The organism is Nocardia sp. NPDC127579 (assembly GCF_042672005.1).
Taxonomy (GTDB): domain Bacteria; phylum Actinomycetota; class Actinomycetes; order Mycobacteriales; family Mycobacteriaceae; genus Nocardia.
In genome coordinates this window covers 21,939-47,775 of sequence record NZ_JBHXVZ010000004.1, presented here as the reverse complement: position 1 = coordinate 47,775, position 25,837 = coordinate 21,939, and the positions used below count along the sequence as shown (strand labels likewise).

Sequence of the window (25,837 nt, the reverse complement as noted above, 5' to 3'; positions counted from 1 at the left end):
TCCCGCGCCGTTACCGGTCGGCACACCGGTCGTGTGAATCACGCGATCGAATCGATCACCGAGCCGTGATCGAATCCCGTACCGCCGCGGCGATATACGGGTATGGCCCCGCGATCAGCCGCCACAGATCTCCGAGACCGCCCCGGACAGCACCTCCAGGCCGTGCTCGAGCTCGTCCTCGGCGACGATCAGCGGCGGCATCAGTTTGATCACCTCGTCCTCGGAGCCGGAGGTTTCCACCAGCAGGCCGCGTTCGAAGGCGAGGCGGCAGGCCTTCGCGGCCGGCGACGCGTCCTCGAAGACCAAGCCCTGCACCAGTCCCCGGCCGCGCACCGACAGGCCGGGATGCTGTGCGGCCAGCTCGAGCAGCGCGGCGCGCACTCGCGCCCCCTTGGCCAGGGTGGATGCCTCGAGCGCCGGATCGGACCAGTAGTGCCGCAGGGCGACCCGGGCCGTGACGAAGGCGGCGTTGTTGCCGCGGAAGGTGCCGTTGTGCTCGCCGGGCGTCCACTGATCGAGTTCGGGCCGGAAAAGCACCAGCGCCATGGGCAATCCGTAGCCGCCGATGGATTTGGACAGGGTGACGATATCGGGCGTGATGCCCGCGAACTCGAAGGAGAAGAACCCGCCGGTGCGGCCGCAGCCCATCTGGATGTCGTCGACGATGAGCAGAATGCCACGCGCGGCGCACAGTTCGGCCAGTTGCCGCAGCCAGGCGGCCCGGGCCACGTTGACGCCGCCTTCGCCCTGCACCGTTTCCACGATGACGGCGGCGGGTTTGTCCAGGCCCGAGGAGGAGTCGTCGAGCGCGCGGCGCATCCACCGGAGTTCGTCGTCGCCGCCGAGGTAGCCGTCGTAGGGCATGGGCGCGACGTGCACCAGCGGTACGCCCGCGCCCGCGCGCTTGGCGGCATTGCCGGTCACCGACAGCGCGCCCAGGGACATGCCGTGGAAGGCGTTGGTGAAGTTCAGGATCGCCTGCCGCCCGGTCACCTTGCGCGCCAGTTTCAGGGCCGCCTCCACGGCGTTGGCGCCGGTGGGCCCGGGGAACTGGACCTTGTAGTCCAGGCCGCGCGGTTCGAAGACGGTGTCGCGCAGGGTTTCCAGCAGGTCTCGTTTGGCCACCGTGGACATGTCGAGGGCGTGGGTGATGCCATCACCGGTGATGTAGTCCAGCAGCGCGCGTTTGAGGACCGGATTGTTGTGGCCGTAGTTCAGCGAGCCTGCCCCGGCGAAGAAGTCGAGGTATTCCCGGCCCTGTTCGTCGCGCAGCCAGCAGCCGCGGGCGATGTCGAACACCGTGGGCCAGGACCGGCAGTAGCCGCGGACATTCGATTCGAGGGTTTCGAACACGGTCTCCTGGATGACAGTCATCGGCGGTCCTTCCACGAGCGTCAGAGCAAATCTGAAGTGCCTGCGTTTCTAACATCGGGGCGACAGGTCTGTCTCGCTTTTTCCGAAACCGCGTGGATTCCTTCCGGGTGTCCGCGCCCGCGCACTACAGTTGACTACTTGTGCGCTGCATTGCGGAGGGGGTAGGCGGGTTGTCTGCGGCAGCGAAAGTGTGGCGGGGCCAACGGGTCTACGTCCAGCTCGCCGTCGCCGGATTTCGCAGGCAGTCCCAGTACAAGCTGGCCATGTTCGCGGGGCTGTTCACCAACTGCGTCTTCGGCACGGTCCGGGCCGCGGTGATGCTGGCGGCGGTCCGGGCCGGCAGCGAATTCGGCGGCTACGACGAGGGCTCGATCGGCGCCTACGTCTGGCTGTCGCAGGGGTTGCTGGGCGCCATGCAATTCATGGGCCCGCCACTGGAGCTCGTCGACCGGGTCAAGAACGGCGACATCGCGATCGACTTCCTGCGCCCGGTCGACATCCAACTCGGCTACCTCGCAGCCGATCTCGGGCGCGCCGCCTACACCATGCTGCCGCGCGGCGTACCCAGCGTGGCCTTCGGGATGCTCACCTTCGGGCTCACCATGCCCACCACCCCCGGACCCTATCTGCTCGGCACACTGAGCCTGCTGTGCGCGGTGACGCTGTCGTTCCTGTGCCTGTTCGCCGTCGGCCTGATCGGCTTCTGGGTCATCGAGACCCGCGGCATCCGGGTGCTCTACCAGATCAGCGGCACCTTCCTGGCGGGCCTGTTCGTACCGGTCCACATGTTTCCCGAGTGGTTGCGCACCGTCGCGCACGCCACCCCGTTTCCGTCCATCCTGCAGACACCCATCGACGTGCTGTCCGGCCGCGTGACCGGGATGGAATCGGTGACTCTGGTCGGCACCCAGGTCTTCTGGGTGCTGGTGATCGGCGCGGCCGGGCGGATCCTGCTCGCGGCCGGACGGCGCAGGCTGGAGGTGCAGGGTGGTTGAGACCCGGATCGACGGCGTCCCGGCGGGCACCTGGCTCACACCGTATGCCGCCGTGCTGCGCTCGCGCATCCGCGCCCAGCGCAGCTATCGGCTGTCCTTCGCCAGCGAGGTGTTCAGCGCCTTCCTGATCGGCATCGTCGAATTCGCCGAGGTGTGGGTGATCTTCCACCAGGTGCGGGTGCTCGGCGGCCTGGACATGGATGCGGCGCTGCTGCTGTTCGGCCTGAGCAACACCGGTTTCGCGCTGGCCCAGGTGCTGGTGGGCCATCTCGACTCCCTGCCCACGCTGATCCGGCAGGGCACCCTGGACGCGTACCACCTGCGCCCGCAGCCACTGTTGTTGCAGCTCATCACCGGTGACATCTCGCTGCGCCGCCTGGCCCGCGCCGCGGTGGCCATCGTGGTGCTCGGAATCGGCTTGGTGCGCAACGACATCGACTGGAGCCTCGGCGCGTTCACCCTCCTTGCCGTTACCCTGGTTACCGGCATTCTGCTGTTCGCCGGGATCTTCGTCTGCGCGGCCGGGTTGCAGTTCTACCTGATCGACGGTGCCGAACTGACCAACAGCTTCACCTACGGGGGTTCCTTCGCCGCCATGCAACCCGCCTCCGTGTTTCCCACGCCGCTGAAACTGCTGTTCGGCTTCGCCATTCCGGTGGCGTTCACGGCGTACCTGCCCACCATCGCGCTGCTCGGACTGCCTGGACCGGAGCTGCTGCCCGCGTGGCTGGCATGGCTGGCTCCGCTGGCCGCACTGTGGGTATGGGCGGTCGCGTTCTGGCTGTGGCGATCGGGCACCAGGCACTACCAAGGAGGTGGCGGATAAGCGTGGCGGACAGCGATTTATCGGATCCGATCATCGAAATCGAGAACCTGACCAGACAGTTCACGCTGTACCGCAAGAACGGCCGACGTTGGCGCAGACAGCGCGACACACTCACCGCGGTCGACGGGATGAACTTCCGGATCGAGCGCGGCGCCGCGGTCGGATACATCGGCGCCAACGGCGCCGGGAAGTCGACCACCATCAAGATGCTCACCGGCATCCTGGTGCCCACCTCGGGCAGCGTGCGCACCTGCGGGCTGGAACCGGTACGCCAGCGCCGGGAGCTGGCGGCGCGGATCGGCGTGGTGTTCGGGCAGCGCTCGCAGCTGTGGTGGGATCTGCCGCTGCGCGAATCGTTTTCGATCCTGGCCGCCATCCACCGCCTGGAGCCGGACCTGACCCGCAAGCGCACCTACGAGCTGGTCGAGCAATTGGAGATGGCCGAGACGCTGGACACTCCGGTGCGGCAGCTGTCGCTGGGGCAGCGGATGCGCGCGGAAGTCGCCGCCGCTCTGCTGCACTGCCCGGAGCTGGTCATCCTGGACGAACCGACCATCGGCCTGGATGTGCTCTCCAAACAGCGATTGCGCGAGTTCCTGCGGGCCGAGCGGGTCGACCGCGGCACCACCCTGCTGCTGACCACCCACGACATGGGCGATATCGAGCGGCTGTGCGACCGGGTGCTGGTCGTCGATCACGGGCGCCTGGTCTACGACGGCTCCCTGCCGGGCCTGGGCGCCACTGTCGGCGCGCGGCGGGTGCTGGTGGTCGACCTGGCCGAGCCGACACCCGACCTGGTCGACCTGCCCTGCCACGCCGAACTGCTCACCAGCGAGGGGGACGGCATCCGGCAGCGGCTGGCCTTCGACGCGCGCACGACAACGGCCGCGGAGTTACTCGCGGCCGTGTCGGATCGTGCCGAGGTCCGGGACCTGTCCATCGAGGAACCCGAGATCGAGGACATCGTGCGCCGGATCTACGAGTCCGCTCGATGAGCGGGTTACAGCGACCCCGGTTCCCGCGGTCCCTGATCCAGCCGGAACGGCGGGTACTCGTCGCGCAGCAGTGAGGCGTACACCTGTACACGCAACGACCATCGGTGCAGGCCCAGCAGGAAATCGAACAGCCGTGCCGGATAGGTGGCCGTCACCAGCAACGCGATCACCGCGATCAGCGTCAGAATCGACTGCAACGCCAGCCAGGACATCCCGTAATCGTCGGAGAACGCCATATAGCCGCCGCCCGCGAACGCCATGACCACGAGATAGTGCGGAATCGCCAGCAGCCACCATTTCACCAGCACCAGCCCGCGGCTGAGCTCGGCCGGATAGTCGACTTCCAGGTCGGCCGGATAGTCGTCGTCACCGTTCAGGCTGAACGGCGGGTATTTGTCGGTGCCCAGCGGCGACCAGGCGTAGAAGGCCACCCGCCAGCTCCACCGCAGCACGCCCACCGTGAAGTCGAAGAGCGCGCGCGGGTACACGCCGGTGAACAGGATCGCCAGCAACGCGATGATCCACACCACCACGTACCCGATGCCGAGGAAGAACAGCACGATGTAGTGCGGGATGGCGAGGATCCACTTGACCAGCCACATCCATCGGGAGACGGCGGGATCGAGATCGCCGCGGATGCGGACTGGACTCGGGGCTGGACCGGGCTTGGACAGTTCCACATCTGGTGAATCGGATCCGGTCATGATCGACGCTCCTTCCGGGCGCGCTTCGTAACAGCGGGAAACCGTTGTCGATGTCGCAATTGTCCCGGATCGGACAGATGATCATGTGTATATCGGGTTGCAGTATCACCTCATTCCGGACATACTGCGGGACGTCTTTGCCGAAACTCGTTGCCCTGGGGGGAATCTCGATATGCGTAAATCTCGTCCGGCCGTCGTCCTGGTCGGCGTCGCGCTGATCGCCGTGCTGGTGTTGACCATGAGCGGCTGCGGAAAGAGCAAGAAAAAGAAGAAGTACTCCGGCTCCTCGCCGGGCACCTCGCAGACCACCGGCACGCCCTATCGCGACTGCGAGGAGGCCTGGCGGCTGGGCAAGCCGCCGATCCGCAAGACCGACAAGGGGTTCTCGGTGAGCCTGGACCGGCTCGACGGCAAGGAGGACGGCGTCGCCTGCGCCACCCGCCCGAGCGCGACCCGCACCCCGGCCAAGACGCGCTGAACCGTCAGTGCCCGTGCGAGGAGTACAGGCTGACCTCGCCGCCTTCGCCCAGAAAGGCGTTGACCAGCAGGATCCGCTCCGCGCGCAGGTCCTCCGGATGCGGCGACTCGGTGGTGATGGAGATCTGCGGGATCGCCGCCCAGTTCACCACGTAGCGCTCCGGCGGCCCGTCGTCGTCGGACAGGCGCGCGAGCCGGAACACCGACACCGTTTTCCGGACGACGAGGTTACGCACGACCTCCGCGATTCGCTCGGGGTCTTCCAGGGCGAACATGAAGCCGAATGTGAGCTCGGGCGAGGACACGTAGGCAGGCACGAATAGGGAGGTTAGTGCATCTGTTCACCATGCACAGCAGCCTCGCCCAAGCTGGTTGCCACTCATACGCTCTCGGGTCACGCGCGGCCGGAGAAAACCGGTGGCGCGTGACCTGCCCGTAACGGAGCATAACGATTTCCCGGCAGCTGGTGATCTTTTGCGCTATTCGGTTGCACTGGTCCGACTATCGCGCTTTCCTGAATATGTCCCGATCTTCTCGGGCCGTCTTCCTCATCGCATCGTCGCGGATTTCCCGGTTTCTTTGCCGTGCTGGTGGACTGTGTGGGGGGCGTCCGAGGCACGGGGCTGCGCCGGAGCCGAGGGGTTGCCCCTCCCCGAAATCCTCCTCGGCCCTGGCGCATCCAAGCAGTCGAATCGAAAACACCGCAGGGGCGTGCACCATGCAATACGCCGAATCCACGAGTTCTGAGCCCCGTATCGGCACCGACGAGTTGCCGCACCGCTCCGCGCTGCTGCGGGCCTTTCGAGAACCCCACGATCCCGGCCAGCGCCGCCACCGCGTCCTGCTCACCGCCCACGAACTGGTCGAATGCCACGAGCGGCGCAACCGTGCCGTGCAGGCCGCGCACGCGCCCGGCGCGGGCGCGCGCCGGGTGGCCGCCTGTAGCCAGCAGGTCGAGGACATCGACGGCCACCGGCGCGAACTGATCGCCCGCATCGACGACTGGGTGGCGACCAATGTCGCGCACCGGGCCGGCGCCTCCCTGCACACCGAGACCCTGGGTGCGGTCATCGACCGCATGGCAGCGAAATGGATTGCGGCACAACAGGCTCTGGGATCGATCGGACATCCCGCGGCACCGCCGACGCAGGTGGACTCCGACGCCCACCTGCAATGGACCCGGCTGGCCGAACTGGCCGACGGCTACCAGGACCTGATCACCGACGTGGTGCAGCACCGCCGCCGGCTGCCGGTGTGGTGAGCGTCTAGCGGTGCTCGCCCGGCTCGACGACCTCCGGCTCGACGACCTCGGTGTCGATCACCTCGCTCGCGACGTAGGCGGCGCCGGTCGGCTCGACTTCCTCGTCATAGGAGGTGTCGAATCCGGGCTCCGGCTGCTCGGCCGCGTCGCGCCGGGCGGCGGCGGCCGCTTCGTTCATCTCGATGGCGTCGGTGACCCAGTCGCCGATCTCGCGTGTCACCTCGGCCACCGTGTTGGTGATGATCGAGGCGATATTGCCGACATGCCTGGCGCCGGAAGCGGTTAATTCCTGAATCAAATCTTTGTTGCTTTCGAATTTCCCGATCATTCATCCACCGACTTCGCTCGCCTTTCGCTGACGTATCACGATAACACCGGGCCCCGGCTCCGATGCGACGAGCGAAGGCGGCAGCGCGAGCTTGCAAATCTTCCACCACACCGAGCCGACCTGCTTGCTCAGCGAGCCGGTGTTGTACGGCAGGCCGTATTTCTCACACAGCGCGCGCACCTCCGGCGCCATCTCCGGATAACGATTCGCGGGCACATCCGGGAACAGGTGGTGCTCGATCTGATGCGACAAATTCCCGGACATGATGTGGAACAGCTTGCCGCCGGTGATGTTCGCCGAACCGAGCATCTGCCGGACATACCATTCGCCGCGACTCTCCTCGGCCGTCTCCTCTTCGGTGAACGTCTGTACGCCGCTGGGGAAGTGCCCGCAGAAGATGATCGAGTAGGCCCACACATTGCGGACCAGGTTGGCGGTCACGTTGCCGGCCAGGGTGCTCAGGAACAGCGGGCCGGTCAGCGCCGGGAAGATCAGGTAGTCCTTGAGCACCTGCTTGCCCGCTTTGCGCCATTGTCCGCGTAGCAGCTGCTTCACATCCGACCAGGAGCGCTTGCCGCGCACGATGTTCTCGACCTCGAGGTCGTGGGCCATCACGCCCCACTCGAACAGCATCATCAGCGCGAACGCGTACAGCGGCTGCCCGAGGCGCAGCGGATTCCAGGGCTGCGCGTCGTCCATCCGCAGGATGCCGTAGCCGATGTCACGGTCCTTGTTGTGAATATTGGTGAAGGTGTGGTGCATGTAGTTGTGCGAGTGCCGCCACTGATCGGCCGGGCAGACCGTATCCCATTCGAACTCACGGGAATTCAGGTCCGGCTCACGCATCCAGTCGTACTGGCCGTGCATCACGTTGTGGCCGATCTCCATATTGTCCAGGATCTTGGACACACTGAGCGCGGCCACCGCGGCCAGCCAGAGCGGCGGCAGGAAGCCCAGATACATCAGGCCGCGCCCGGCGATCTCGAATCCGCGCTGCGCCTTGATGATCGAGTAGATGTACTCGCGGTCGCGATCACCCAGATCGGCGACGATGCGGGTGCGCAACTCGTCCAGCGCCGCGCCCAGTTCCTCGACCTGCTCGGGCGTCAGGATCAGCGGCCCGTCCTTGGTTTCGGTCAGGATTGTCATATGCGTACTCCCCTAGTGTCTTCGGCTCGTCAGATATCGATCTCGACATCGCCCACCGGCGCGCTGACGCACAGCTGGATGGGCTGATCCGGGTCACTGCCGGTCTCCCCGGTGCGCAGATCGCGCGTGCACCCGCTGCGGCGAACCGCGGTGCAGGAGAAGCAGATTCCCATTCGGCACCCGTACTCGGGCTGGAGTCCGGCGGCCTCGGCCTGGTCGAGCAGGCTGGCGCCGCTGTTGGCCGCGCGCACCCCGCTCGCGGTGAAGCTGACCGCGCCGTGCACATCGGAGTCGTCGACCGGCACCGTGGTGAGCGTGAACTCCTCGGTGTGCAGCCGGTCGGCCAACTGCTCGGCCTCGAACACCTTGCGCACCGCGTCCATCAGGGCGTTCGGCCCGCAGACGAAGGTCTGCGCGTCGGCAAACCACGGTGCGACCCGCTCCAATTCGTCGTAGTCGAAGTAGCCACCACCGCTGACCTCGGTACAGGAGCGGATGGTGACGGGTTCGAGGTCGTCGGCCGCGCGCCGACCGGGATAGCGCAGTTCGATCCGAATATTGGGGTGCGCCTGGGCGATCGCGTCGAGTTCGGCGCGATGCGGCACCAGCACGGGTGATTTCGCGTAGTGCAGGAAGGTGACCGGCTCGCGGTAGCCCTCGTCGGCCAGCGTGCGCAGCATCGACAGCACCGGCGTGATACCGCTGCCGCCGCTGATCAGCAGGATCCGATCGGGGCGGGCGGCGGGCAGCCGGAAGGTGCCGGCGGCAGGCTCCAGATCGACCACCAGGCCGGGCGCGGCGTGGCGGTAGAGATGCTCGGAGACCAGTCCGCCCGTGTGGGCCTTCACGGTCAGTTGGATGTGCCGGTCGCGGCGGCTCTCCGGATTGACCGGCGAGTAGCACCGCAGGTGCCGGATCCCGTCGATCACCACGCCGATCTGGACGTACTGACCCGCCGCGTGGCCGCGCCACTGCCGGGTGGGGCGCAGAGTCAGCGTCACCGATCCCGGTGTCGAGCGGCGCACATGGGTGACCTCGGCCCGCATCCGGCGCGCGGTCAGCGTGGGCCGGATCAGTTCCAGATAACGGTCCAGCGGGTGCGGTGTGGTCAGCGTCTGCACCACATCGACGAGATCCACCATGTCGGTTCTCCCTGCCTTCAATTTCAGTGCACGACTGTACACTCAACTAGTGTGACCGATGACCCCGCACCGGTGTCAACCGCCAAAACATGTGACCCGAACAACATCCCCAGAAGGTACGTATTGTGAACGGATGTATGCTCACCGAGATGAACGAGCAGGCAGCATCGCGTAACGAGCGCAAGGAACGGACCCGCCAGGCCCTGGTGGACGGCACCCTCGCGCTCGCGGCCGAACGCGGATTCGCCGCGCTCAGCCTGCGGGAGATCGCCCGCTCGGCGGGCATCGTCCCGACCGCGTTCTATCGACACTTCGCCTCGCTCGACGATCTCGGCGCGACCCTGGTCGACGAGGGCGTCACGGCGCTGCGGCTGGCCTTGCGCGAGGTACGGCGCGGCCCGAACACCGGCGTGGCCGCCTCGGTCCGCTTCGTCTTCGACCAGGTCGACCCCAAACGGGACCTGTTCGGCTTCCTCATTCGCGAACGCCACGGCGGCTCCGCCGCACTGCGCAGCGCGATCACCATCGAATTGCAGCTGATCGTGCGCGAACTCGTCGCCGACCTGTCCCGCGTCCCGGCCCTGGACTCCTGGTCACCACGGGATCTGGAGATCGCGGCCGACCTCATCGTCGGCACGGTGATCAACGGCATCGGCGGCTACATCACCGCACCCGCCCGCGATCAGAAGCCGATCGTCGAGCGCACCGTGCATCAGGTTCGCCTGGTCGCCCTCGGCATGGGCCTCTGGCAGCCGAACCGCTAGCGCGCACGCTCCGGCGGCGGCACCACCAGCAGGGCGGCCAGCCCGACACCGAGCACCAGGAGCAGCCCGATGATCCCGACCCGCTCGGCGCCGGGCCCGTCACCGCCGAACACCGCCACGAAAACGCCGAAAAGCGTTGGGGCGAGGAAGGAAGCGGCCCGACCGGTGGTCGTGTACAGACCGAAATACTGCCCTTCGCGGCCGGGCGGGGCCAGCCGGGCCAGGAACGAACGCGCCGACGACTGCGCGGGGCCGACCGAAATCGTCAGCAGCAGACCGAAGATCCAGAACATCAGCGAGCCCTCGACGAACAGCAGGACCACACCCCACACCAGCATCGAGGCCAGCGACACCACGATCACGATCTTCGGCCCGAACCGGTCGTCGAACCGTCCCGCGACGATCGCGCCCAGCGCGGCGACGACATTCGCGGCGACGCCGAACAGCAGCACCCGGGCATCGGTGAAGCCGTAGACCTGCACGGCCAGCACCGCACCGAAGGTGAACACCCCGGCCAGGCCGTCGCGGAAGATCGCGCTGGCGAGCAGGAACCCGACGGTGCGACGGTCGGTGGCCCACAGCGCCCGCAGGTCTCGCCACAGCACTCGGTAGGAGTCCAGAATTCCGGCCCGCGCGGCGCCCGGATCCGCGGCGGTGCGCGGGAGCTCCGGCACCGCCAGTAGGACCGGCAGCGCGAACAGCGCGAACCACGCCGCCGCCAGCACGGCGACCAGGCGGATATTGAGCCCCTCGGCGGTCGCGACGCCGAGCACGCCACGATGGTCGCCCTCCCCGGAGATGAAGCCCACGTAGCAGGCCAGCAGCAGGAAGATGCCGCCGAAATAGCCCATGGCCCATCCGAATCCGGAGACCCGGCCCACCGTCTCCGGGGTGGATACCTGGCGCAGCATGGCGTTGTAGGGCACATTCGACAGTTCGAAGGCCGCCGAGCCGATCGCCAGCAGCAGCAGGCCCAGCCACAGGTCGCGGTAGTCATCGCGCACGGCGAACAGCGCCGCCATCGACACGACGGTGATACCGGTCAGGACACCCAGGGAGAGTTTGCGTTTCGCGGAGGCGTCGAACCACTGCCCGCTCACCGGCGCGGTCAATGCGACCACGAAACCGGCGAACCCGAGCGCGAAAGCCAGCCACGCACCCGGCGAGATCCGGCCGGGTAGATCGTCGCCGACCTCTTTCACCAGGTACACCGAGAACACGAAGGTCAGAATCACCGCGTGGAATGCGGAGGACCCCCAGTCCCACAGCGCCCAGGCCAGCACCCGACCACGCCCGGCCGCCTGCCCCACGGTCGTTCCGGCGTCCACCTCCGTCATGGCCGGAAGCATAATGCCGCAACACCCCACCGGCACTATGCACTCAGTTGCATAGTACCGCGTGTTACGACTAACCTGTCGGTATGGCGCTCGAACATGCCCTGCTGGTATCGCTGACCGAGCGCGCCGGCTCCGGCTACGAGTTGGCGCGCCGCTTCCAGAAGTCCATCGGCTACTTCTGGAACGCCACCCACCAGCAGATCTACCGGGTGCTCAAGCGCATGGAGGAATCCGGCTGGGTCGACTGCGAAATCGTCGCCCAGGACGGCAAACCCGACAAGAAGGTCTACTCGGTCAACCCCGAGGGCCGCGCCGAACTGGCCCGCTGGATCGCCGAACCCTCCAGCACCGCCCTGCCGCGCAGCGAATTCGGCGTGAAGATCCGCGCCGCCGCGCACGGCGATATCGAAGCCCTCTGCACCGAGGTCGCCCGCCAGCGCGACCACCACGCGCAACGCCTCGAGGTGTACCGCATGCTCGAGAAGAAGGACTTCCCGGCGCCGGATCAGCTCTCCGGCACACCCCTGCACCAGTACCTGGTCCTGCGCGGCGGTATCCGCGTCGAAACCGGGTTCGTCGAATGGTGCGACGAGGTACTGCAAGCCCTGCGTCCGTCAGCCCCGGGCGCGGTGACCGACGAAGAAGATGGAGCTCGCGCATGAGTTCGTTCCCCCACCTGTTCGAGCCGCTCGACCTCGGCTTCACCACGCTGCGCAACCGCGTGGTGATGGGCTCGATGCACACCGGCCTGGAAGACCGCGCCTGGGACACCAACCGGCTGGCCGCCTACTTCGCCGAACGCGCCCGCGGCGGCGTCGGCCTGATCATCACCGGCGGTTACGCACCCAACCGCACCGGCTGGCTGCTGCCGTTCGGCGCCAAGCTCACCAACAAGACCGAGGCCTACCGGCACCGCGTCATCACCAAGGCGGTACACGACGCCGGCGGCAAGATCGCCATCCAGATCCTGCACGCGGGCCGCTACTCCTATATGCCCGGCAATGTTTCGGCCTCCTCGATCAAGGCGCCGATCAATCCCTTCCGCCCGCGCGCACTCTCGGCCAAAGGCGTCGAGCAGACCATCGACGACTACGCGCGCTGCGCGAAACTGGCCCAGTTCGCGGGCTACGACGGCTGCGAGATCATGGGCGGTGAAGGATATTTCATCAACCAGTTCCTCGCGCCGCGCACCAACAAGCGCACCGACAAGTGGGGCGGTTCGGCCGAGAACCGGCGCCGGCTCGCGGTGGAGATCGTGCGCCGCACCCGCGCCGCGGTCGGCCCGAACTTCATCATCGTGTTCCGGCTGTCCATGGCCGAGCTGGTCGAGAAGGGGCAGAGCTTCGACGAAATCGTCGCGCTGGCACAGGAACTCGAAGCCGCCGGGGCCGATATCCTGAACACCGATATCGGCTGGCACGAGGCCCGGGTGCCGACCATCGTCACCTCGGTGCCGCGCGCGGCCTTCGTCGAGTTCACCGCGAAGATCACCCAGCGGGTGAACATCCCGGTCTGCGCGTCCAACCGGATCAATATGCCGGAGATCGCCGAGGAGATCCTGACTCGCGGTGACGCACAGCTGATCTCACTGGCCCGGCCGTTCCTCACCGACCCCGAATGGGTGAACAAGGCCGCCCAGGACCGGGTCGACGAGATCAACACCTGCATCGCCTGCAATCAGGCCTGCCTCGACCACGCCTTCCAGCACAAAACCGTCTCCTGCCTGTTGAACCCGCGGGCCGGTCACGAAACCGAACTGAAGCTGCTGCCGACCCGGCGGGCCAAACGGGTCGCGGTGGTCGGCGCGGGCCCCGCCGGGCTGTCGGCCGCCGTCGCCCTGGCCGAGCGCGGCCACCGCGTCGACCTTTTCGAGGCCGACGACAAGATCGGCGGCCAGTTCGACATCGCCCGCCGGATTCCCGGCAAGGAGGAGTTCAACGAGTCCATCCGCTACTACACGCGGATGCTCGAGGTGCACGGCGTCAACGTCGTGCTCGACAAGCGGGTGAGCGCCGCGGAACTGATCGCCGCGCGCTACGACGAGGTCGTGCTGGCCACCGGTGTCCGGCCCCGGATCCCACGGATCCCGGGCATCGATCATCCGATGGTGCTGTCCTACGCCGAATTGGTGCGCGAGGGCAAACCGGTCGGCAAGCGCGTCGCCGTGATCGGCGCGGGCGGTATCGGCTACGACGTCTCCGAATTCCTCACCGTCGAAGGACATCCCACGCTCAAGCTGGACGAGTGGAAAGAGGAGTGGGGCGTCGACTCCGAGGACGAACAGGTCCGCGGGCAACTCGCCACACCCAAACCCTCCCCCGCCGCCCGCGAAGTCGTACTGCTGCAACGTAAGACGTCCGCGTTCGGCAAGGGGCTCGGCAAGACTTCCGGCTGGGTGCACCGCGCGGCCGTCAAAGCCAAGGGTGTCGAGCAGGTCGGCGGCGTGAACTACGAGCGCATCGACGACAGCGGCCTGCACATCAGCTTCGGCGAGAAGCACGAACGCCCCCAGCTGATCCCGGTCGACAACGTGATCGTCTGCGCCGGACAGGAATCCGTCCGCGACCTGGAGGAGCCGCTGCGCGCGGCCGGCATCACCCCGCACCTGATCGGCGGTGCCGAACTCGCCGCCGAACTCGACGCCAAACGCGCGATCGATCAGGGCACCCGGCTGGCCGCCCGCCTCTGATCCGGTGGGGCGGGTCGCACTCGCTGCGGCCCGCCCCATTACGATCGCTGCGGTATTCGCGGTATCCAGGGGGATGAGCCATGTACGGCAATCAAGGTCAGTTCCATGGCGGGCAGCAGCCGCCGCATGGTTACGCGCCGGGTCCGTACCAGCAACCGCCCTACGGCGCCCCCTACGGGCCGCCGCCATCCGGCTATCCGCCGCCGCACGGCCCGCAGCCGAACAAGTACCGCGCGCTGGTCATCGCCGCGATCGTGCTGGTCGTGGTGCTCGGGGCCGTGGCGGTCCGGGCGGTCGCGACGTCGAACTCGGATTCGCCCGACCGGAGCAACCGGCCGATCGCGACCGCGCCACCGCCTTTCAGCACCGTGAGCCCGGTGACGACCATCCCGAAACCCTGGCAGGGCGCGTATTCGGTCGCGCTCGTCACCGATCCCTGCGCGCTGCTCGACCCGTCGGTCATGGCCCGCTGGAGCCGCACGCCGAAGCAGGCGCCACAGGGTGAGAAAGAGGACGCGCTCCCCTCGCTCGGCGGCGGCGAACTGCAATGCAACATGAGCTTCGAAGCCGAGCACACACCGGGCGCGGTGATTGTCCCGCCGAGTCTGCGGATCACCGTCAACTTCGCCGAAAGCTGTTGCGACAGCGCGTTCTACTTCACGAACCGCAGCGAGAGCAGCGTTCGGGTCTACGGCCTCGACGGCGGTAGCCACGGCCCGGTGGAGGGCCTCGGCGAGCAGGCATACTTCGTCACCTCCAAGGACCTGCCCGGCGCCCCGCATTACGTCACCCACGAACTCTTCGTGCGCGACAGCAACGTCTTCGTCAAAATCAGCGCCGTCGTCAGCTCCGACACCCCGTTCACCAACGCCGACCTGGAATCCGCCTTCCACCGCCAGGTCCGCCAGATCCTGGACCAGCTCCGCACCTGAGCGTTCGATCCGCGCCAGGGGCACGCACTAGGCTCACACGGGTGAGCTTGCCTTCCCCTACTTCCGAGAACCGCGCTGTCGTTACCGGGGCCTCCTCCGGTATCGGGATGGCGCTGGCCGCTGAACTCGCCGCGCGCGGGTATTCGCTGATTCTGGTGGCGCGGCGGGCCGATCTGCTGGCCGAGTTGGCGGAGCGGTTGACGTTGGCGCACGGGATCACCGCGGAGGTGCGGGCGGTGGATCTGGCGAACCGGGAGCAGCGGGCGCCGCTGGCCGACGAGCTGGCCAAGCGGGAGATCGCGATCCTGGTCAACAATGCCGGGGTGGCCACTTTCGGGCCGCTGGCGAAACTCGACCTGGCCTACGAGCGCGACATCATGGAACTGAACGCGGTCGCGGTGCACGATCTCACCCTGGCCGTGCTGCCGGGCATGATCGAGCGACGCGCGGGCGGCATCCTGGTCACCGGCTCGGCGGCGGGCAATATGCCGATCCCGAACAACGCCACCTACGCCGCGTCCAAGGCGTTCACCAACACCTGGGCCGAATCGCTGCGCGGCGAGATGAAGGAATACGGCGTGAATGTGACGCTGCTGGCCCCGGGCCCGGTCCGCACCGACAATCCCGACCAGGAAGAAGTCAGCACCAAGATCCCCGAATTCATCTGGGTCACCGCCGAACACACCGCGAAGATCACCCTGGACGCGCTCGCCCGCAACAAGATGCGAGTGGTCCCGGGCCTGATCAGCAAGGGCATGAGCCTGGCCGGGCAGTACGGTCCGCGCGCCATCACCTCGGTGGTGGCCGGCGCCGCCTACAAGAAACTGGGCGGCTAACGCGTCGACCATTCCCGGCGGTTGTAGTCCAGGATGACCGGATGCAGCAGGCTGGACACGGAATCGCCGGTGCTGCGGCGATCGGGCGGAAAGACGGTCGCCGCCGCCAGCGTCGCGGCGTCCAGGGAGCGCGGGCGGATCATGGGGTCCAGCCGCGGCGCACCCTGGTCCGAGCGGGTGGCCAGCACGAAGCCCCAGTCCCCGAAACTGGGAATGTTCAGGTGGTAGGGCCGGGTGTAGAGCCCGGCCGCCCGCACCGTCGCCTCGATACACCAGAACGAGATGGGCGCGTAGAACGGTGACCCGGACTGGATCACCGCCGCCCCACCGGGTTCCAGCGCGCGCATCAGCAACCCGTAGAACTCGCGTGAATACAGCTTGGCGATCGCGGTCTGGTCCGGATCCGGGAAATCCACGATGGCGGCGTCGAATCGGCACTCACAGTCGCGCAGCCAGCCGAACGCGTCGGCATTGACCACCTCGACCCGCGGATCGTCGAAGGCCGCCCGATTCAGCTCGCGCAGCGCCGGAAAGGTCCGGGCCAGCCGCACCATGGCCGGATCCAGCTCGACCAGCGTCACCCGCTCGACATCCGGGTAGCGCAGGATCTCCCGCAGCGCGAGACCGTCACCTCCGCCGAGCACCAGCACAGTGCGCCGCTGCCCCGCCAACGCCGGATGCACCAGCGCTTCGTGATAGCGGTACTCGTCGACCGAGGAGAATTGCAGATCGCCGTTGAGGAACAGCCGCGTGTCGAGTTCCCGCAGCGGCGACGCCGACTGGGTCACCACGATCTGCTGATACTGCGTCTGCTCGCTGTAGACGATGGGGCTGGCGAACAGCGCCTGCTCCGCGCTGGCCTCGAATCGGTCCGCGTACAGGTAACTTCCCCCCAGTGCCGCCGCGACCAGCACCGCGGCCACCGCGAGGAATCCGCGCGCGAGCGCGCCCAGTTCCCGCCGGAACAGCGTGCACACCAGGACGAGTCCGGCGATCGCGTTGACCGCGCCCACCACCAGCGCGCCGCGTACCTGCCCGAACACCGGCAGCAGCAGGAATGGAAAAGCCAAGCCGCCCAGCAGCGCCCCGATGTAGTCGGCGGCGAACAGATCCGCCACCGCCGACCCGGCGGCCTGCTTCCGAATCCGCTGCAACAACACCATGAGCAGCGGGATCTCGGCGCCGACCAGGGCGCCGATCACGAAGGCCACCAGTACCAGCGCGCCGGTGTAGATCTTCAACCAGGCGAAGGCCGCGTAGAGCAGGATCACCGAGAACCCGCCCACCACCGCCAGCGCCAGTTCGATGGTGGCGAAAGCCGGTGCCGCCCACCGCTGTAGCGGTTTGGCGACCAGCGCGCCGACCCCCATCGCGAAGATCATCACGCTGAGCACGACCGAGGCCTGCACCGCGGTATCGCCGATCAGGAAGCTGCCGAGCGTCACCAGGGCCAGCTCGTACACCAAACCGCAGGCGGCACAGATGAATACGGTGAACAGCAGCCCGAGCCGGGCCGCCCGCGGGGTCGAAGGCATCTAGGACAGGCCGGCGGCCACGACCAGCGCCACCGCGATGTGCAGCGCCGCCGACACCCACACGGCCGGATTGCGTCCGGTGCTGTCGTCCACCAGCAGTTCGCCCAGCTTTCCGGGCGTGAGCAGGTCGAGCAGCACGAAGGCCACGGCCATCACCGCCAGCCCGATCAGGCCGTACACCACGCTGGCCGCGAGCGCGCGGCCGATGCCGCCGTCGGAGGTCCAGATGGCGATGGCCACGATGATTCCGACACCGAGCACATTGGATGCGGCGAGCAGCGCCGCGTTCGGATTGCGGTCCACCCAGATCTGCTGCCGCAGATTTCCGGGGGTGATCACATCGACCAGCACGAAACCCAGTGCGATCAGGGCGATCCCGACCGTGCTGTATGCCAGCGCCGCACCGCCGTCGCGGGCCAGATCGGCGAGCATGTCCTTCTCCTAGCTGTTTGAGCCGCTACTTGCCAGAGTTGTTGCCGCCGTTGGAACTGGAGGCAGTGGAGGTGGACGGCCAATTCGAATCGGCCAGGCCGCTGCGGTGGCGTCGATACCCGTTGTCGTAGGAATCGAGATCGATCTTCGTGCCCCCGGTGAACGCGCTGATCGCCACCAGCCACTGGTCGTAGCGCAGATACACGGTGTTGTCCCGGCCCCGGTGCGTGGCAACGGGTGTCACGGCCTTGCTGACGGCCTGCTCGACCTGGTCGACCTTCTTGCCGGTCGTGTACACCTTCCCGCCCAGCCGGTCGTCCAATTGCGCGGCACGCTGATAGTGCTTGGCCAGATAGGGTCCGGGCTCGGTGGGGTTGAGCGCGTTCACCAACCCGACCACACCGACGCCCAGCACCAACAGCGTCACGAGCGCTCCGGCGATGCCGCCCCACATGCCGCCCAGCCGGTCGTGCCGCTTGCTCCGGATCGCCAGCCACACCATGCCGACGAACCCGATCGCCGCCACCACGAGCACGGCGATCCACAATCCTGCTGACAAGACTCAACCTCCCAGCCGAGCATCATAACGGGCGAATACCGCAAATCGCCCATCCGGGAGGTGGATCCGGCGTCAGCGGCGGCGGGTGCCGAAAATGCTGCGGCTGATCTCACGGCCCGCGGCCGTCGCTGCCGAGCGCAGGAAGCTCTTGACCGCCGGATTCTTCATGATCCGATCGGCGGCGCTGTCCTCCTCGGCCTGCCGGGATCGGCCCGGCGGCGGCGGTGCCTGCGCCGCCTCCGGTGCGGCGGCGGCCAATTTCGCCGCCAGGATCTCCGACGCGGATTCACGGTCGATGGTCTGGCCGTACTTGGCGTACAGCGCGCTCGACAGCGCGCGGGAGTGGATCCCCTCGGCGCCGATCGTGTCCATGAGCGAGCGCGGCGGCTGAATCCTGGTCCACGCCACCGGAGTCGGGGCCCCTTTCTCCGACAGCACCGTCACGATCGCCTCGCCGGTCCCCAGCGAGGTGAGCGCCGATTCCAGGTCGTAGGCCTCGGACTTGGGGTAGGTGCGCACGGTCTTCGACAGCGCCTTCTGATCATCGGGGGTGAACGCGCGCAGCGCGTGCTGGATCCGCGCACCCAGCTGGGAGAGCACCGAATTCGGGATATCCGTTGGCAACTGGGTGCAGAAGAACACCCCGACCCCCTTGGAACGAATCAGCTTGACCGTCTGCTCCACCTGATCCAGGAACGCCTTGGACGCATCGGCGAACAGCAGATGCGCCTCGTCGAAGATGAAGATCAACTTGGGCTTGTCCACATCACCGACCTCGGGCAGCGTCTGGAACAGATCGGCCAGCACCCACATCAGGAAGGTGGAGAACATCACCGGCCGGGCCGCCTGGGCACCCAGTTCGAACAGCGTGATCACACCCTGCCCACCGGCCATGCGGACCAGATCCGCCGGATCCAGTTCCGGTTCGCCGAAGAAAGTGTCGCCACCCTCGCTCTCCAGATTGACCAGCGCGCGCAGGATCACGCCCGCCGTCTGCGCCGACACACCGCCGATCCCCTTCAGATCCGCCTTGCCCTCCGGGCTGGTCAGGTGGGTGATGACCGCGCGCAGGTCCTTCAGATCGAGCAGCGCCAGCCCCTGCTGGTCGGCCCAGTGGAAGATCAGCCCGAGCGTGGACTCCTGAGTGTCGTTGAGCCCCAGCACCTTACTGAGCAGCACCGGGCCGAACGCGGTGATGGTGGCGCGGATCGGCACGCCGACACCGCCGGTGCCCAGCGAGACGAACTCCGTCGGGAATCCGCTCGGCGCCCAGTCGGTCGCGCCGGTCTCCCGCGCCCGGGCGGCCAGCTTCTCGTTCGACTCCCCCGGCCGGCTCAAACCGGACAGGTCACCCTTGATGTCGGCCAACACCACCGGCACACCCGCGGCCGACAGTTGCTCGGCGATGCCCTGCAGTGTTTTCGTCTTGCCGGTACCGGTCGCGCCCGCCACCAGGCCGTGCCGGTTCAGCGTGCGCATCGGAATCCTTACCAGCGCAGTCGGATCCACTGCGCCGTCGACGAGTACGGTGCCCAGTTCCAGCGCCGCGCCCTCGAAGGCGTAACCCGCGGCGATCTGCTGCGCGTGCGGTGAGCCCGGTTGTTCGGCCGGTGGGGTCTCCGACGCCGCGGCCAGCTCGCGTTCGGCCGCCTCCGCCGCAGCCTGCGCCTCGGCCGCGACCCGCGCCGCTTCCGCCGCCGCCGCTCGCGCCGCCGCTGCCTTCTCCTGAGGGCTCGGCCCACCCGCCGCCCGACCGCCGCCCCCCATGGAATCGCCGCGCGATGCTGTGTCCATAACGTCCTCCGTCTGCTAGCAGATTGCTGTCGTACCGAAAACGCTTGCCTCGAACCATGGAACCGGACCGCTGCCGAAACTCTATCCCCGCCATCACGGTCGAACCGGGTGCACCGCGACGGCGTCGGCACCAACTCGCGCACCGGTTGCTACTAGTGTTGCCGAGATGTCCGACAAACTAGTGGTGTGGATGGATTGCGAGATGACCGGCCTGCGTCTCGACAGCGACAAGCTGATCGAGGTGGCCGCGCTCGTGACCGACAGCGACCTCAATATTCTCGGTGAGGGCGTGGACATCGTCATCCACGCCGACGACGCGGCGCTCGCCGCGATGCCCCCCGTGGTCGCCGACATGCACGCCCGCTCCGGCCTGACCGATGAGGTGCGCCGCTCCACCGTCACGCTGGAGGAGGCCGAGCAGCAGGTCCTCGCCTACATCCGTGAGTTCATCCCGGTCGCGGGCACCGCTCCCCTGGCCGGTAACTCGATCGCCACCGATCGCGGCTTCCTGGCTCGTGACATGGCCGCCCTGGACCAGCACCTGCACTACCGCATGATCGATGTGAGCTCGATCAAGGAGCTGTGCCGCCGCTGGTACCCGCGCATCTACTTCGGCCAGCCCGAGAAGGGCCTGACCCACCGCGCCCTGGCCGACATCAAGGAATCCATCCGCGAACTCGAGTACTACCGCCGCACCGCCTTCGTCGCCCCACCCGGCCCCTCCACCACCGAGATCGCCGCCGTAGCCGCCGACGTCACCGCATCCGCCCAGGTCAACGCCGCCCCAAAGGCCGATTAGGGATCCTCGGGGTCCACACGCTAGTATCTATCCCGCCGGTGCAAACCGGCGATGGTGGCTGTAGTTCAGTTGGTAGAGCACCAGGTTGTGATCCTGGCTGTCGCGGGTTCGAGTCCCGTCAGCCACCCCAAGAGGCCCAGGCCAGAGATGATTCTCTTGCCTGGGCCTTCTGCTTGCTCGAACTCTTCCGACTTCGCAGCACAGAGCACCCGGCTGTTCAGGTGCCGCTGCGCCGCTCCAGAAAGACTGTGTCGCGCCAGATTCCGTCGAGTCGGGCGATCCGTTCCCGGACGCCGAGAGTGCGAAAACCCGCGGAGTGATGCAGGGCGATGCTGGCGCGGTTCTCCGGGAAGATCGAGGTCTGCAACGTCCACAGTCCGGCCTCGTCGGCGGCGATGACCTGGGCGCGAACCAACGCCTTGCCGACGCCACGTCCGCGCATCCCGTCGGCGACATAGACCGAGGTTTCAGCGACTCCGCGGTAGCAGTCGCGCGCCGAAACCGGCGTGAGCGCGGCCCAGCCGACGACCTGGTCGTCGATCACGGCGACCCAGCGATGCCCGGTCAGCCATTTGGCGTCGAGGTCGGCGCGGTCGGGGACCTCGGTTTCGAAGGTGGCGTTGCGTGTGGCGATTCCCTCGCCGTAGATGCGCAGCACCGCGTCCCAGTCGTCGTCGGTCATCGCGCGCACGGTGACGTCGTCGGGGATGTCGACGGGGCAGCAGGGCCGCGGCGGGAGGACGCCCATGACCGCGTCGGCGGCGTGCGGTAGGCCGGTGCAGCAGGCGGGGTTGACCGTGACGACGGTGCTGGTGCGGTCCTTGTGGACGTTGACGAACCCCACATCGACGAGTTTGCGGACGTGGTGGGACACCGTGGGCTGTCCGACGCCGAGGGCTTCGGCGAGCTCGCCGACCGTGATGCCGGCGGGGCGGGCGGCGACATGATGGAGCAGTCGGACGCGGGTGGGGTCGGCCAGGCAGGCGAACCAGCCGGCGTAGGTGGTCGCTTCGGCGACCGGGAGCATGTTCGCCCGGGCGTCGGTGCGGAGGACCGGCATATCCAGCGACGTCATACCCCACACTATATCGACATGCATCAATGGTTGTATTCATCGACAAACACCGATAGAGTCCAGGTCAATGAATCGATGGATGTCGATGAAAGGATCTGTGATGAACGAGCTGCCCGTGGTCGTAATCGGAGCTGGGCCGGTCGGCCTGGCCGCGGCGGCCGAGCTGCGCGAGCGCGGCTTGACCCCGCTGGTGTTCGAACGCGGCGCGACCGCGGGTGCGGCGGTGGCCGAGTGGAACCATGTGCGGTTGTTCTCCCGCTGGGGTGAACTCGTAGCTCCGGCCGCACGGCGGCTGCTCGAGACCGCGGGCTGGGTTGGCCCGCAACCGGATTCCTACCCGACCGGACAGCAGTGGGCCGGTGAATACCTGATTCCGTTGGCCGAGGCGCTCGGAGACGACATCGTCCACCTGGAAACCGAGGTTGTCGGCGTCACCCGGCGGGGCCGCGACCGAGTGGTCGATGCCGGACGTGACTCCGAACCGCTGATCGTGCGGATCCGGCGCGCCGACGGTCGCGAGGAGCGGGTGCCGGCCCGCGCGGTGATCGACGCCTCCGGCACATGGGGCACACCGAATCCGCTCGGCGGCGACGGCCTGGCCGCGCTCGGGGAAACCGCTGCGGCCAAGGCGATCTCGTATCGGGTGCCCGACCTCGAGGACGAGACGGTCCGCGCCCGCTATGCCGGTAAGCACACCGTGATCGCGGGCAGCGGTCACTCGGCGTTGACCGCGATCGTGGCGCTGGCCGGGTTGGCGAAGTCCGAGCCGGGCACTCGCCTGAGTTGGGTGCTGCGACGCGGGGAGATCGGCAATACCTTCGGCGGCGGTGCCGCCGATCAACTTCCCGCGCGTGGCGCGCTCGGGTTGCGCGCCGAGCAAGCCCTCGACGACGGCCTGTTGCGGGTAGTGACCGGATTCCGTACCGCCACAGTCGAACCCGCCACCGACGGCCGAGTCGCGTTGGTGGCCGAGGCCGGTGCACGGATCGAGGACGTGGATCAGGTCGTGGCGTTGACCGGATTCCGCCCGGAGTTGTCGTGGCTGTCGGAGATCCGGCTGGGTCTGGATCCGGTGCTTCAAGCCCCGATCGAACTGGCCCCGCTGATCGACCCGAACGTGCACTCGTGCGGGACGGTGTACCCGCATGGCGTGAACGAACTCTCACACCCGGAGCCGGGCTTCTATCTGGCCGGAATGAAGAGCTACGGGCGTGCACCGACGTTCCTGGCGTTGACCGGCTACGAGCAGGTCCGGTCCATTGCCGCCGCGCTGGCCGGTGACCACGAATCCGCTGCACGCGTCGAGCTGAGCCTGCCCGACACCGGCGTGTGCGGTGGCGCGGGTATCTTCGACGAACCCGGCTCCGTCGAGGTGACCGCGTTGAGCTCCGGTGCTGGTTGCTGTGGCGGTAGCCCTGCCCCGGAACTGATTTCGCTGGACTCGGTGCGCGGCAGCAACTGATCCGATGCTCGACCTCGACATCGATGCGCGGACCGGCTCCCTGGCCCGGGCTGGTCTGCGCCGGGTGCTGGTGGTGCTGTGCCTGACCGAGATCACCAGCTGGGGCATCCTCTTCTACGCCTTCCCCGTCCTGGCGGTCTCCATCTCCGGCGACACCAGTTGGTCGCTGCCCACGATCACTGCGGCGTTCTCTCTCGGCCAGCTCGCTGCCGCGCTCACCGGCATTCCGGTCGGGCGGATCCTGGACCGGATCGGGCCCCGCACCGTCATGACCCTCGGGTCGGTCCTCGGCGTCACCTCGGTGCTCGTCATCGCGGTCAGCCCGAACCTGCCGGTGTTCTTTCTCGGCTGGCTGCTAGCCGGGGTGGCGATGGGAGCAACGCTGTATCCACCGGCGTTCGCGGCCTTGACTCGCTGGTGGGGTGAGGGCAGGTTGAAGGCGCTGATGATCCTCACCCTCGCCGCCGGTCTCGCAAGCACGGTTTTCGCGCCACTGACCGCAGCGCTCGACTCCCGCAGCGACTGGCGCACAACCTATCTCGTGCTCGCCCTCGTGCTGGCGATGGTGACGATCCCGGCGCACTGGCTAGGGCTGCGGGGTCCCTGGCCGCACCCACCGGCACCTGCCCACGACTCGTTCGCCGATCACACTGTTATCGCGCGCAGTCGCGGATTCGGCATGCTGGTGATCACGCTGTGCCTGGCTGCGTTCGCCACCTCCGGGGGCGTGTTCAACCTCGTCCCGCTCCTACGAGAGCAAGGCTTCTCCCCGTCACTGGCGGCGCTGGCGCTCGGGCTCGGGGGTGCCGGGCAGGTGCTGGGACGCATCGGCTACCTGCCGTTCGCGGCCCGTACCAGCGTGCTCACCCGCACCCTGGTGATCCTGGCCGCGACCGCCGCCGCGACCGCGCTGCTAGGGCTCGTCACCGGCGTCGTCGCGTTGATCGTGGTTTCGGTGGGTGCCGGGCTGGTACGCGGGGTCTTCACCCTGATCCAGGCCACCGCGATCACCGACCGGTGGGGCGCAACCCATTACGGACGGCTCAACGGTCTGCTCTGCGCCCCGGTGGTAATCGTGATGGCGCTCGCTCCTTGGGCTGGGACGGTCCTGTCCGCGTGGACTGGCAGCTACGCCCACGCCTACCTCATCCTCGCCGCCGCCGCTGTCCTCGCAGTGCTCACCGGCACCGCCGCGGGTCCGTCCCGATCAAACCTCGAGGATTCTCTGTGACAAGCGATTACGATGCCCTCATCGTCGGTGGCGGGCAGTCCGGACTCGCAGCCGCCTACCACCTCCAGCGGCGCGGCCTGGCTGTCGCGCTGCTGGAAGCAGGTGACGAGCCGGTCGGGTCTTGGCCCCGCTATTACGACAGTCTCACCCTGTTCTCACCCGCCGAATACAGTGGGCTGCCCGGTCTTTCGTTCCCCGGCGACCCCAATCGCTACCCGCACCGCGACGAGGTCACCGACTACCTACGGGCCTACGCCGCCACGCTGGACGTCGACATCCATACCGGCCAGCGAGTCCAGACCGTCGACCACGACGATGCGGGCTTCATCGCCCACACCGCCGCCGGATCCACATTCACCGCGCCTCGGCTGGTCGCGGCATCGGGGAGCTTCGCCTCGCCCCACCTGCCCACCTTGCCCGGCCAGGACGAGTTCACCGGCAAAATCCTGCACGCCAGCCGGTATCGCGCACCGATCGAGTTCCAGGGCCAGCAGGTGATCGTGGTCGGCGCGGGGAACTCCGCGGTCCAAATCGGCGTCGAACTCGCCGAACACGCCACCGTGACGCTCGCCAGCCGCGCGCCGGTGAAGTTCTTCCCGCAACGTCCTTTCGGACGGGATGTGCACTTCTGGTCCCACCTCACCCGCTTCGACTCCCTGCCGATCGGCCCGCTGCTGCGCACCCCACCCACTCAGCCGGTGTTCGACACCGGCCGCTACCAGGCCGCCATCTCCGCCGGGAAACCCTCCGCCAGAGCAATGTTCACCGCCTTGGACACCGATGCTGTGATCTGGGGCGACGGCAGCCGCACCCGAGCCGACGCGATCATCCTGGCAACCGGTTACACCCCGCACTACCCCTACCTGCACGACCTCGGCACACTCACCGATAGCGGCGCACCGCGGCACCGCCGAGGCATCTCCACCACCTGCCCCGGGCTGGGCTACCTCGGCCTCGAGTGGCAACGCAGCCCGTCCTCGAACTCACTGCGCGGCGTCGGCCGCGACGCCGCGCACGTGGCCCGCCACCTCCACCGACTCGAAACCGTTCCCACACCGCTGGAGAAGAAGCAATCACGATGAGTACCGACGACGGCATCGGGAACGGTTCACCGGTTGTTCGCTTGGCCGTGGGATCGATA

Annotated in this window: 26 protein-coding genes and 1 tRNA gene; 15 read left to right on the top strand and 12 right to left on the bottom strand. The window is 67.6% G+C overall.

Going from position 1 to position 25,837, the window contains the following annotated elements:
* Window positions 1-114: 114 nt before the first annotated feature.
* Complete coding sequence (ectB, locus tag ACFVMC_RS15485) at window positions 115-1,374, bottom strand: diaminobutyrate--2-oxoglutarate transaminase (protein WP_379210693.1); 1,260 nt, start codon at window positions 1,372-1,374, stop codon at window positions 115-117.
* 170 nt (window positions 1,375-1,544) lie between these two features.
* Here ectB and ACFVMC_RS15480 point away from each other — a divergent pair, with 170 nt between their 5' ends.
* From ACFVMC_RS15480 to ACFVMC_RS15470, 3 genes are all read left to right on the top strand, one after another.
* Window positions 1,545-2,369 (top strand): ABC transporter permease, encoded by an 825-nt coding sequence (locus ACFVMC_RS15480; RefSeq protein ID WP_379210691.1) that lies wholly within the window; start codon window positions 1,545-1,547, stop codon window positions 2,367-2,369.
* Window positions 2,362-3,195, top strand: a complete 834-nt coding sequence (locus ACFVMC_RS15475; RefSeq protein ID WP_379210690.1) for an ABC transporter permease — start codon at window positions 2,362-2,364, stop codon at window positions 3,193-3,195. Before ACFVMC_RS15480 ends, ACFVMC_RS15475 begins: the two co-directional genes overlap by 8 nt.
* Window positions 3,196-3,323: 128 nt before the next feature.
* Window positions 3,324-4,190 (top strand): ATP-binding cassette domain-containing protein, encoded by an 867-nt coding sequence (locus ACFVMC_RS15470; protein WP_379211515.1) that lies wholly within the window; start codon window positions 3,324-3,326, stop codon window positions 4,188-4,190.
* Window positions 4,191-4,195: 5 nt separating this feature from the next.
* On the opposite strand, the gene ACFVMC_RS15465 is transcribed toward ACFVMC_RS15470, so the two are convergent.
* Window positions 4,196-4,894, bottom strand: coding sequence for a DUF4389 domain-containing protein (locus ACFVMC_RS15465; protein WP_379210688.1), 699 nt, complete (start codon window positions 4,892-4,894; stop codon window positions 4,196-4,198).
* Window positions 4,895-5,066: 172 nt separating this feature from the next.
* On the opposite strand from ACFVMC_RS15465, the gene ACFVMC_RS15460 reads away from it, so the two are divergent.
* The gene (locus tag ACFVMC_RS15460; RefSeq protein ID WP_379210686.1) at window positions 5,067-5,372 is read left to right on the top strand and encodes an excalibur calcium-binding domain-containing protein; all 306 of its coding nucleotides are present in this window, start codon (window positions 5,067-5,069) and stop codon (window positions 5,370-5,372) included.
* Window positions 5,373-5,376: 4 nt separating this feature from the next.
* Here the strand turns inward: ACFVMC_RS15460 and ACFVMC_RS15455 are convergent, their stop codons facing one another.
* On the bottom strand, window positions 5,377-5,688 hold the full coding sequence (locus ACFVMC_RS15455; protein ID WP_379210684.1) for a hypothetical protein: 312 nt from the start codon (window positions 5,686-5,688) through the stop codon (window positions 5,377-5,379).
* Window positions 5,689-6,089: 401 nt separating this feature from the next.
* Between ACFVMC_RS15455 and ACFVMC_RS15450 the strand changes: the two genes are divergently transcribed.
* On the top strand, window positions 6,090-6,632 hold the full coding sequence (locus tag ACFVMC_RS15450) for a DUF4254 domain-containing protein (RefSeq protein WP_379210682.1): 543 nt from the start codon (window positions 6,090-6,092) through the stop codon (window positions 6,630-6,632).
* A gap of 4 nt (window positions 6,633-6,636) precedes the next feature.
* Here ACFVMC_RS15450 and ACFVMC_RS15445 read toward each other — a convergent pair whose 3' ends face one another.
* From ACFVMC_RS15445 to ACFVMC_RS15435, 3 genes are read right to left on the bottom strand one after another with little or no spacing between them, the layout of a single operon-like run.
* Window positions 6,637-6,930, bottom strand: coding sequence for a hypothetical protein (locus tag ACFVMC_RS15445; RefSeq protein ID WP_379210680.1), 294 nt, complete (start codon window positions 6,928-6,930; stop codon window positions 6,637-6,639).
* Between the two features lie 30 nt (window positions 6,931-6,960).
* Window positions 6,961-8,109 carry a fatty acid desaturase family protein gene (locus tag ACFVMC_RS15440; RefSeq protein ID WP_379210678.1) on the bottom strand — a complete coding sequence of 383 codons (1,149 nt, stop codon included), beginning with the start codon at window positions 8,107-8,109 and terminating at the stop codon, window positions 6,961-6,963.
* Window positions 8,110-8,138: 29 nt separating this feature from the next.
* Window positions 8,139-9,251, bottom strand: a complete 1,113-nt coding sequence (locus ACFVMC_RS15435; RefSeq protein ID WP_379210676.1) for a ferredoxin reductase — start codon at window positions 9,249-9,251, stop codon at window positions 8,139-8,141.
* A gap of 149 nt (window positions 9,252-9,400) precedes the next feature.
* Here ACFVMC_RS15435 and ACFVMC_RS15430 point away from each other — a divergent pair, with 149 nt between their 5' ends.
* Entirely contained in the window at window positions 9,401-10,015 is a 615-nt protein-coding gene (locus ACFVMC_RS15430; protein ID WP_379210674.1) for a TetR family transcriptional regulator, read from the top strand.
* Here ACFVMC_RS15430 and ACFVMC_RS15425 read toward each other — a convergent pair.
* Window positions 10,012-11,352 (bottom strand): MFS transporter, encoded by a 1,341-nt coding sequence (locus tag ACFVMC_RS15425; protein ID WP_379210672.1) that lies wholly within the window; start codon window positions 11,350-11,352, stop codon window positions 10,012-10,014. The genes ACFVMC_RS15430 and ACFVMC_RS15425 overlap by 4 nt on opposite strands.
* Window positions 11,353-11,435: 83 nt before the next feature.
* On the opposite strand from ACFVMC_RS15425, the gene ACFVMC_RS15420 reads away from it, so the two are divergent.
* The 4 genes from ACFVMC_RS15420 (at window position 11,436) to cmrA (ending at window position 15,809) form a co-directional block, all read left to right on the top strand.
* Window positions 11,436-12,014, top strand: a complete 579-nt coding sequence (locus tag ACFVMC_RS15420) for a PadR family transcriptional regulator (RefSeq protein ID WP_379210670.1) — start codon at window positions 11,436-11,438, stop codon at window positions 12,012-12,014.
* Entirely contained in the window at window positions 12,011-14,041 is a 2,031-nt protein-coding gene (locus tag ACFVMC_RS15415; protein WP_379210668.1) for an FAD-dependent oxidoreductase, read from the top strand. The genes ACFVMC_RS15420 and ACFVMC_RS15415 overlap by 4 nt, the downstream gene beginning before the upstream one ends.
* Before the next feature lie 80 nt (window positions 14,042-14,121).
* Window positions 14,122-14,973, top strand: a complete 852-nt coding sequence (locus ACFVMC_RS15410; protein WP_379210666.1) for a hypothetical protein — start codon at window positions 14,122-14,124, stop codon at window positions 14,971-14,973.
* A 41-nt stretch (window positions 14,974-15,014) separates the two neighbouring features.
* Complete coding sequence (cmrA, locus tag ACFVMC_RS15405) at window positions 15,015-15,809, top strand: mycolate reductase (RefSeq protein WP_379210664.1); 795 nt, start codon at window positions 15,015-15,017, stop codon at window positions 15,807-15,809.
* On the opposite strand, the gene ACFVMC_RS15400 is transcribed toward cmrA, so the two are convergent.
* From ACFVMC_RS15400 to ACFVMC_RS15385, 4 genes are all read right to left on the bottom strand, one after another.
* Entirely contained in the window at window positions 15,806-17,344 is a 1,539-nt protein-coding gene (locus tag ACFVMC_RS15400) for a polyamine aminopropyltransferase (RefSeq protein ID WP_379210662.1), read from the bottom strand. The two genes, cmrA and ACFVMC_RS15400, sit on opposite strands and share 4 nt — an antisense overlap.
* Entirely contained in the window at window positions 17,345-17,776 is a 432-nt protein-coding gene (locus ACFVMC_RS15395) for a DUF350 domain-containing protein (RefSeq protein ID WP_379210660.1), read from the bottom strand.
* A 25-nt stretch (window positions 17,777-17,801) separates the two neighbouring features.
* Window positions 17,802-18,335: a DUF4247 domain-containing protein gene (locus ACFVMC_RS15390; RefSeq protein ID WP_379210658.1), complete on the bottom strand. Its 534-nt coding sequence runs from the start codon at window positions 18,333-18,335 to the stop codon at window positions 17,802-17,804.
* 72 nt (window positions 18,336-18,407) lie between these two features.
* Window positions 18,408-20,102, bottom strand: coding sequence for a helicase HerA-like domain-containing protein (locus ACFVMC_RS15385; RefSeq protein WP_379211513.1), 1,695 nt, complete (start codon window positions 20,100-20,102; stop codon window positions 18,408-18,410).
* Between the two features lie 193 nt (window positions 20,103-20,295).
* Between ACFVMC_RS15385 and orn the strand changes: the two genes are divergently transcribed.
* Window positions 20,296-20,928, top strand: a complete 633-nt coding sequence (gene orn, locus ACFVMC_RS15380; protein ID WP_379210656.1) for an oligoribonuclease — start codon at window positions 20,296-20,298, stop codon at window positions 20,926-20,928.
* 54 nt (window positions 20,929-20,982) lie between these two features.
* Window positions 20,983-21,058, top strand: a tRNA-His gene (locus ACFVMC_RS15375).
* 87 nt (window positions 21,059-21,145) lie between these two features.
* Here ACFVMC_RS15375 and ACFVMC_RS15370 read toward each other — a convergent pair.
* Complete coding sequence (locus ACFVMC_RS15370; RefSeq protein ID WP_379210654.1) at window positions 21,146-22,003, bottom strand: helix-turn-helix domain-containing GNAT family N-acetyltransferase; 858 nt, start codon at window positions 22,001-22,003, stop codon at window positions 21,146-21,148.
* 100 nt (window positions 22,004-22,103) lie between these two features.
* Here ACFVMC_RS15370 and ACFVMC_RS15365 point away from each other — a divergent pair, with 100 nt between their 5' ends.
* The 3 genes from ACFVMC_RS15365 to ACFVMC_RS15355 are packed head-to-tail and all read left to right on the top strand — an operon-like array spanning window position 22,104 to window position 25,778.
* Complete coding sequence (locus ACFVMC_RS15365) at window positions 22,104-23,465, top strand: FAD-dependent oxidoreductase (protein ID WP_379210652.1); 1,362 nt, start codon at window positions 22,104-22,106, stop codon at window positions 23,463-23,465.
* A 4-nt stretch (window positions 23,466-23,469) separates the two neighbouring features.
* Window positions 23,470-24,696 (top strand): MFS transporter, encoded by a 1,227-nt coding sequence (locus ACFVMC_RS15360; RefSeq protein WP_379210650.1) that lies wholly within the window; start codon window positions 23,470-23,472, stop codon window positions 24,694-24,696.
* A complete protein-coding gene (locus ACFVMC_RS15355) occupies window positions 24,693-25,778 on the top strand; it encodes a flavin-containing monooxygenase (RefSeq protein WP_379210648.1) in 1,086 nt (361 codons plus the stop codon). The genes ACFVMC_RS15360 and ACFVMC_RS15355 overlap by 4 nt, the downstream gene beginning before the upstream one ends.
* Window positions 25,779-25,837 lie beyond the last annotated feature (59 nt).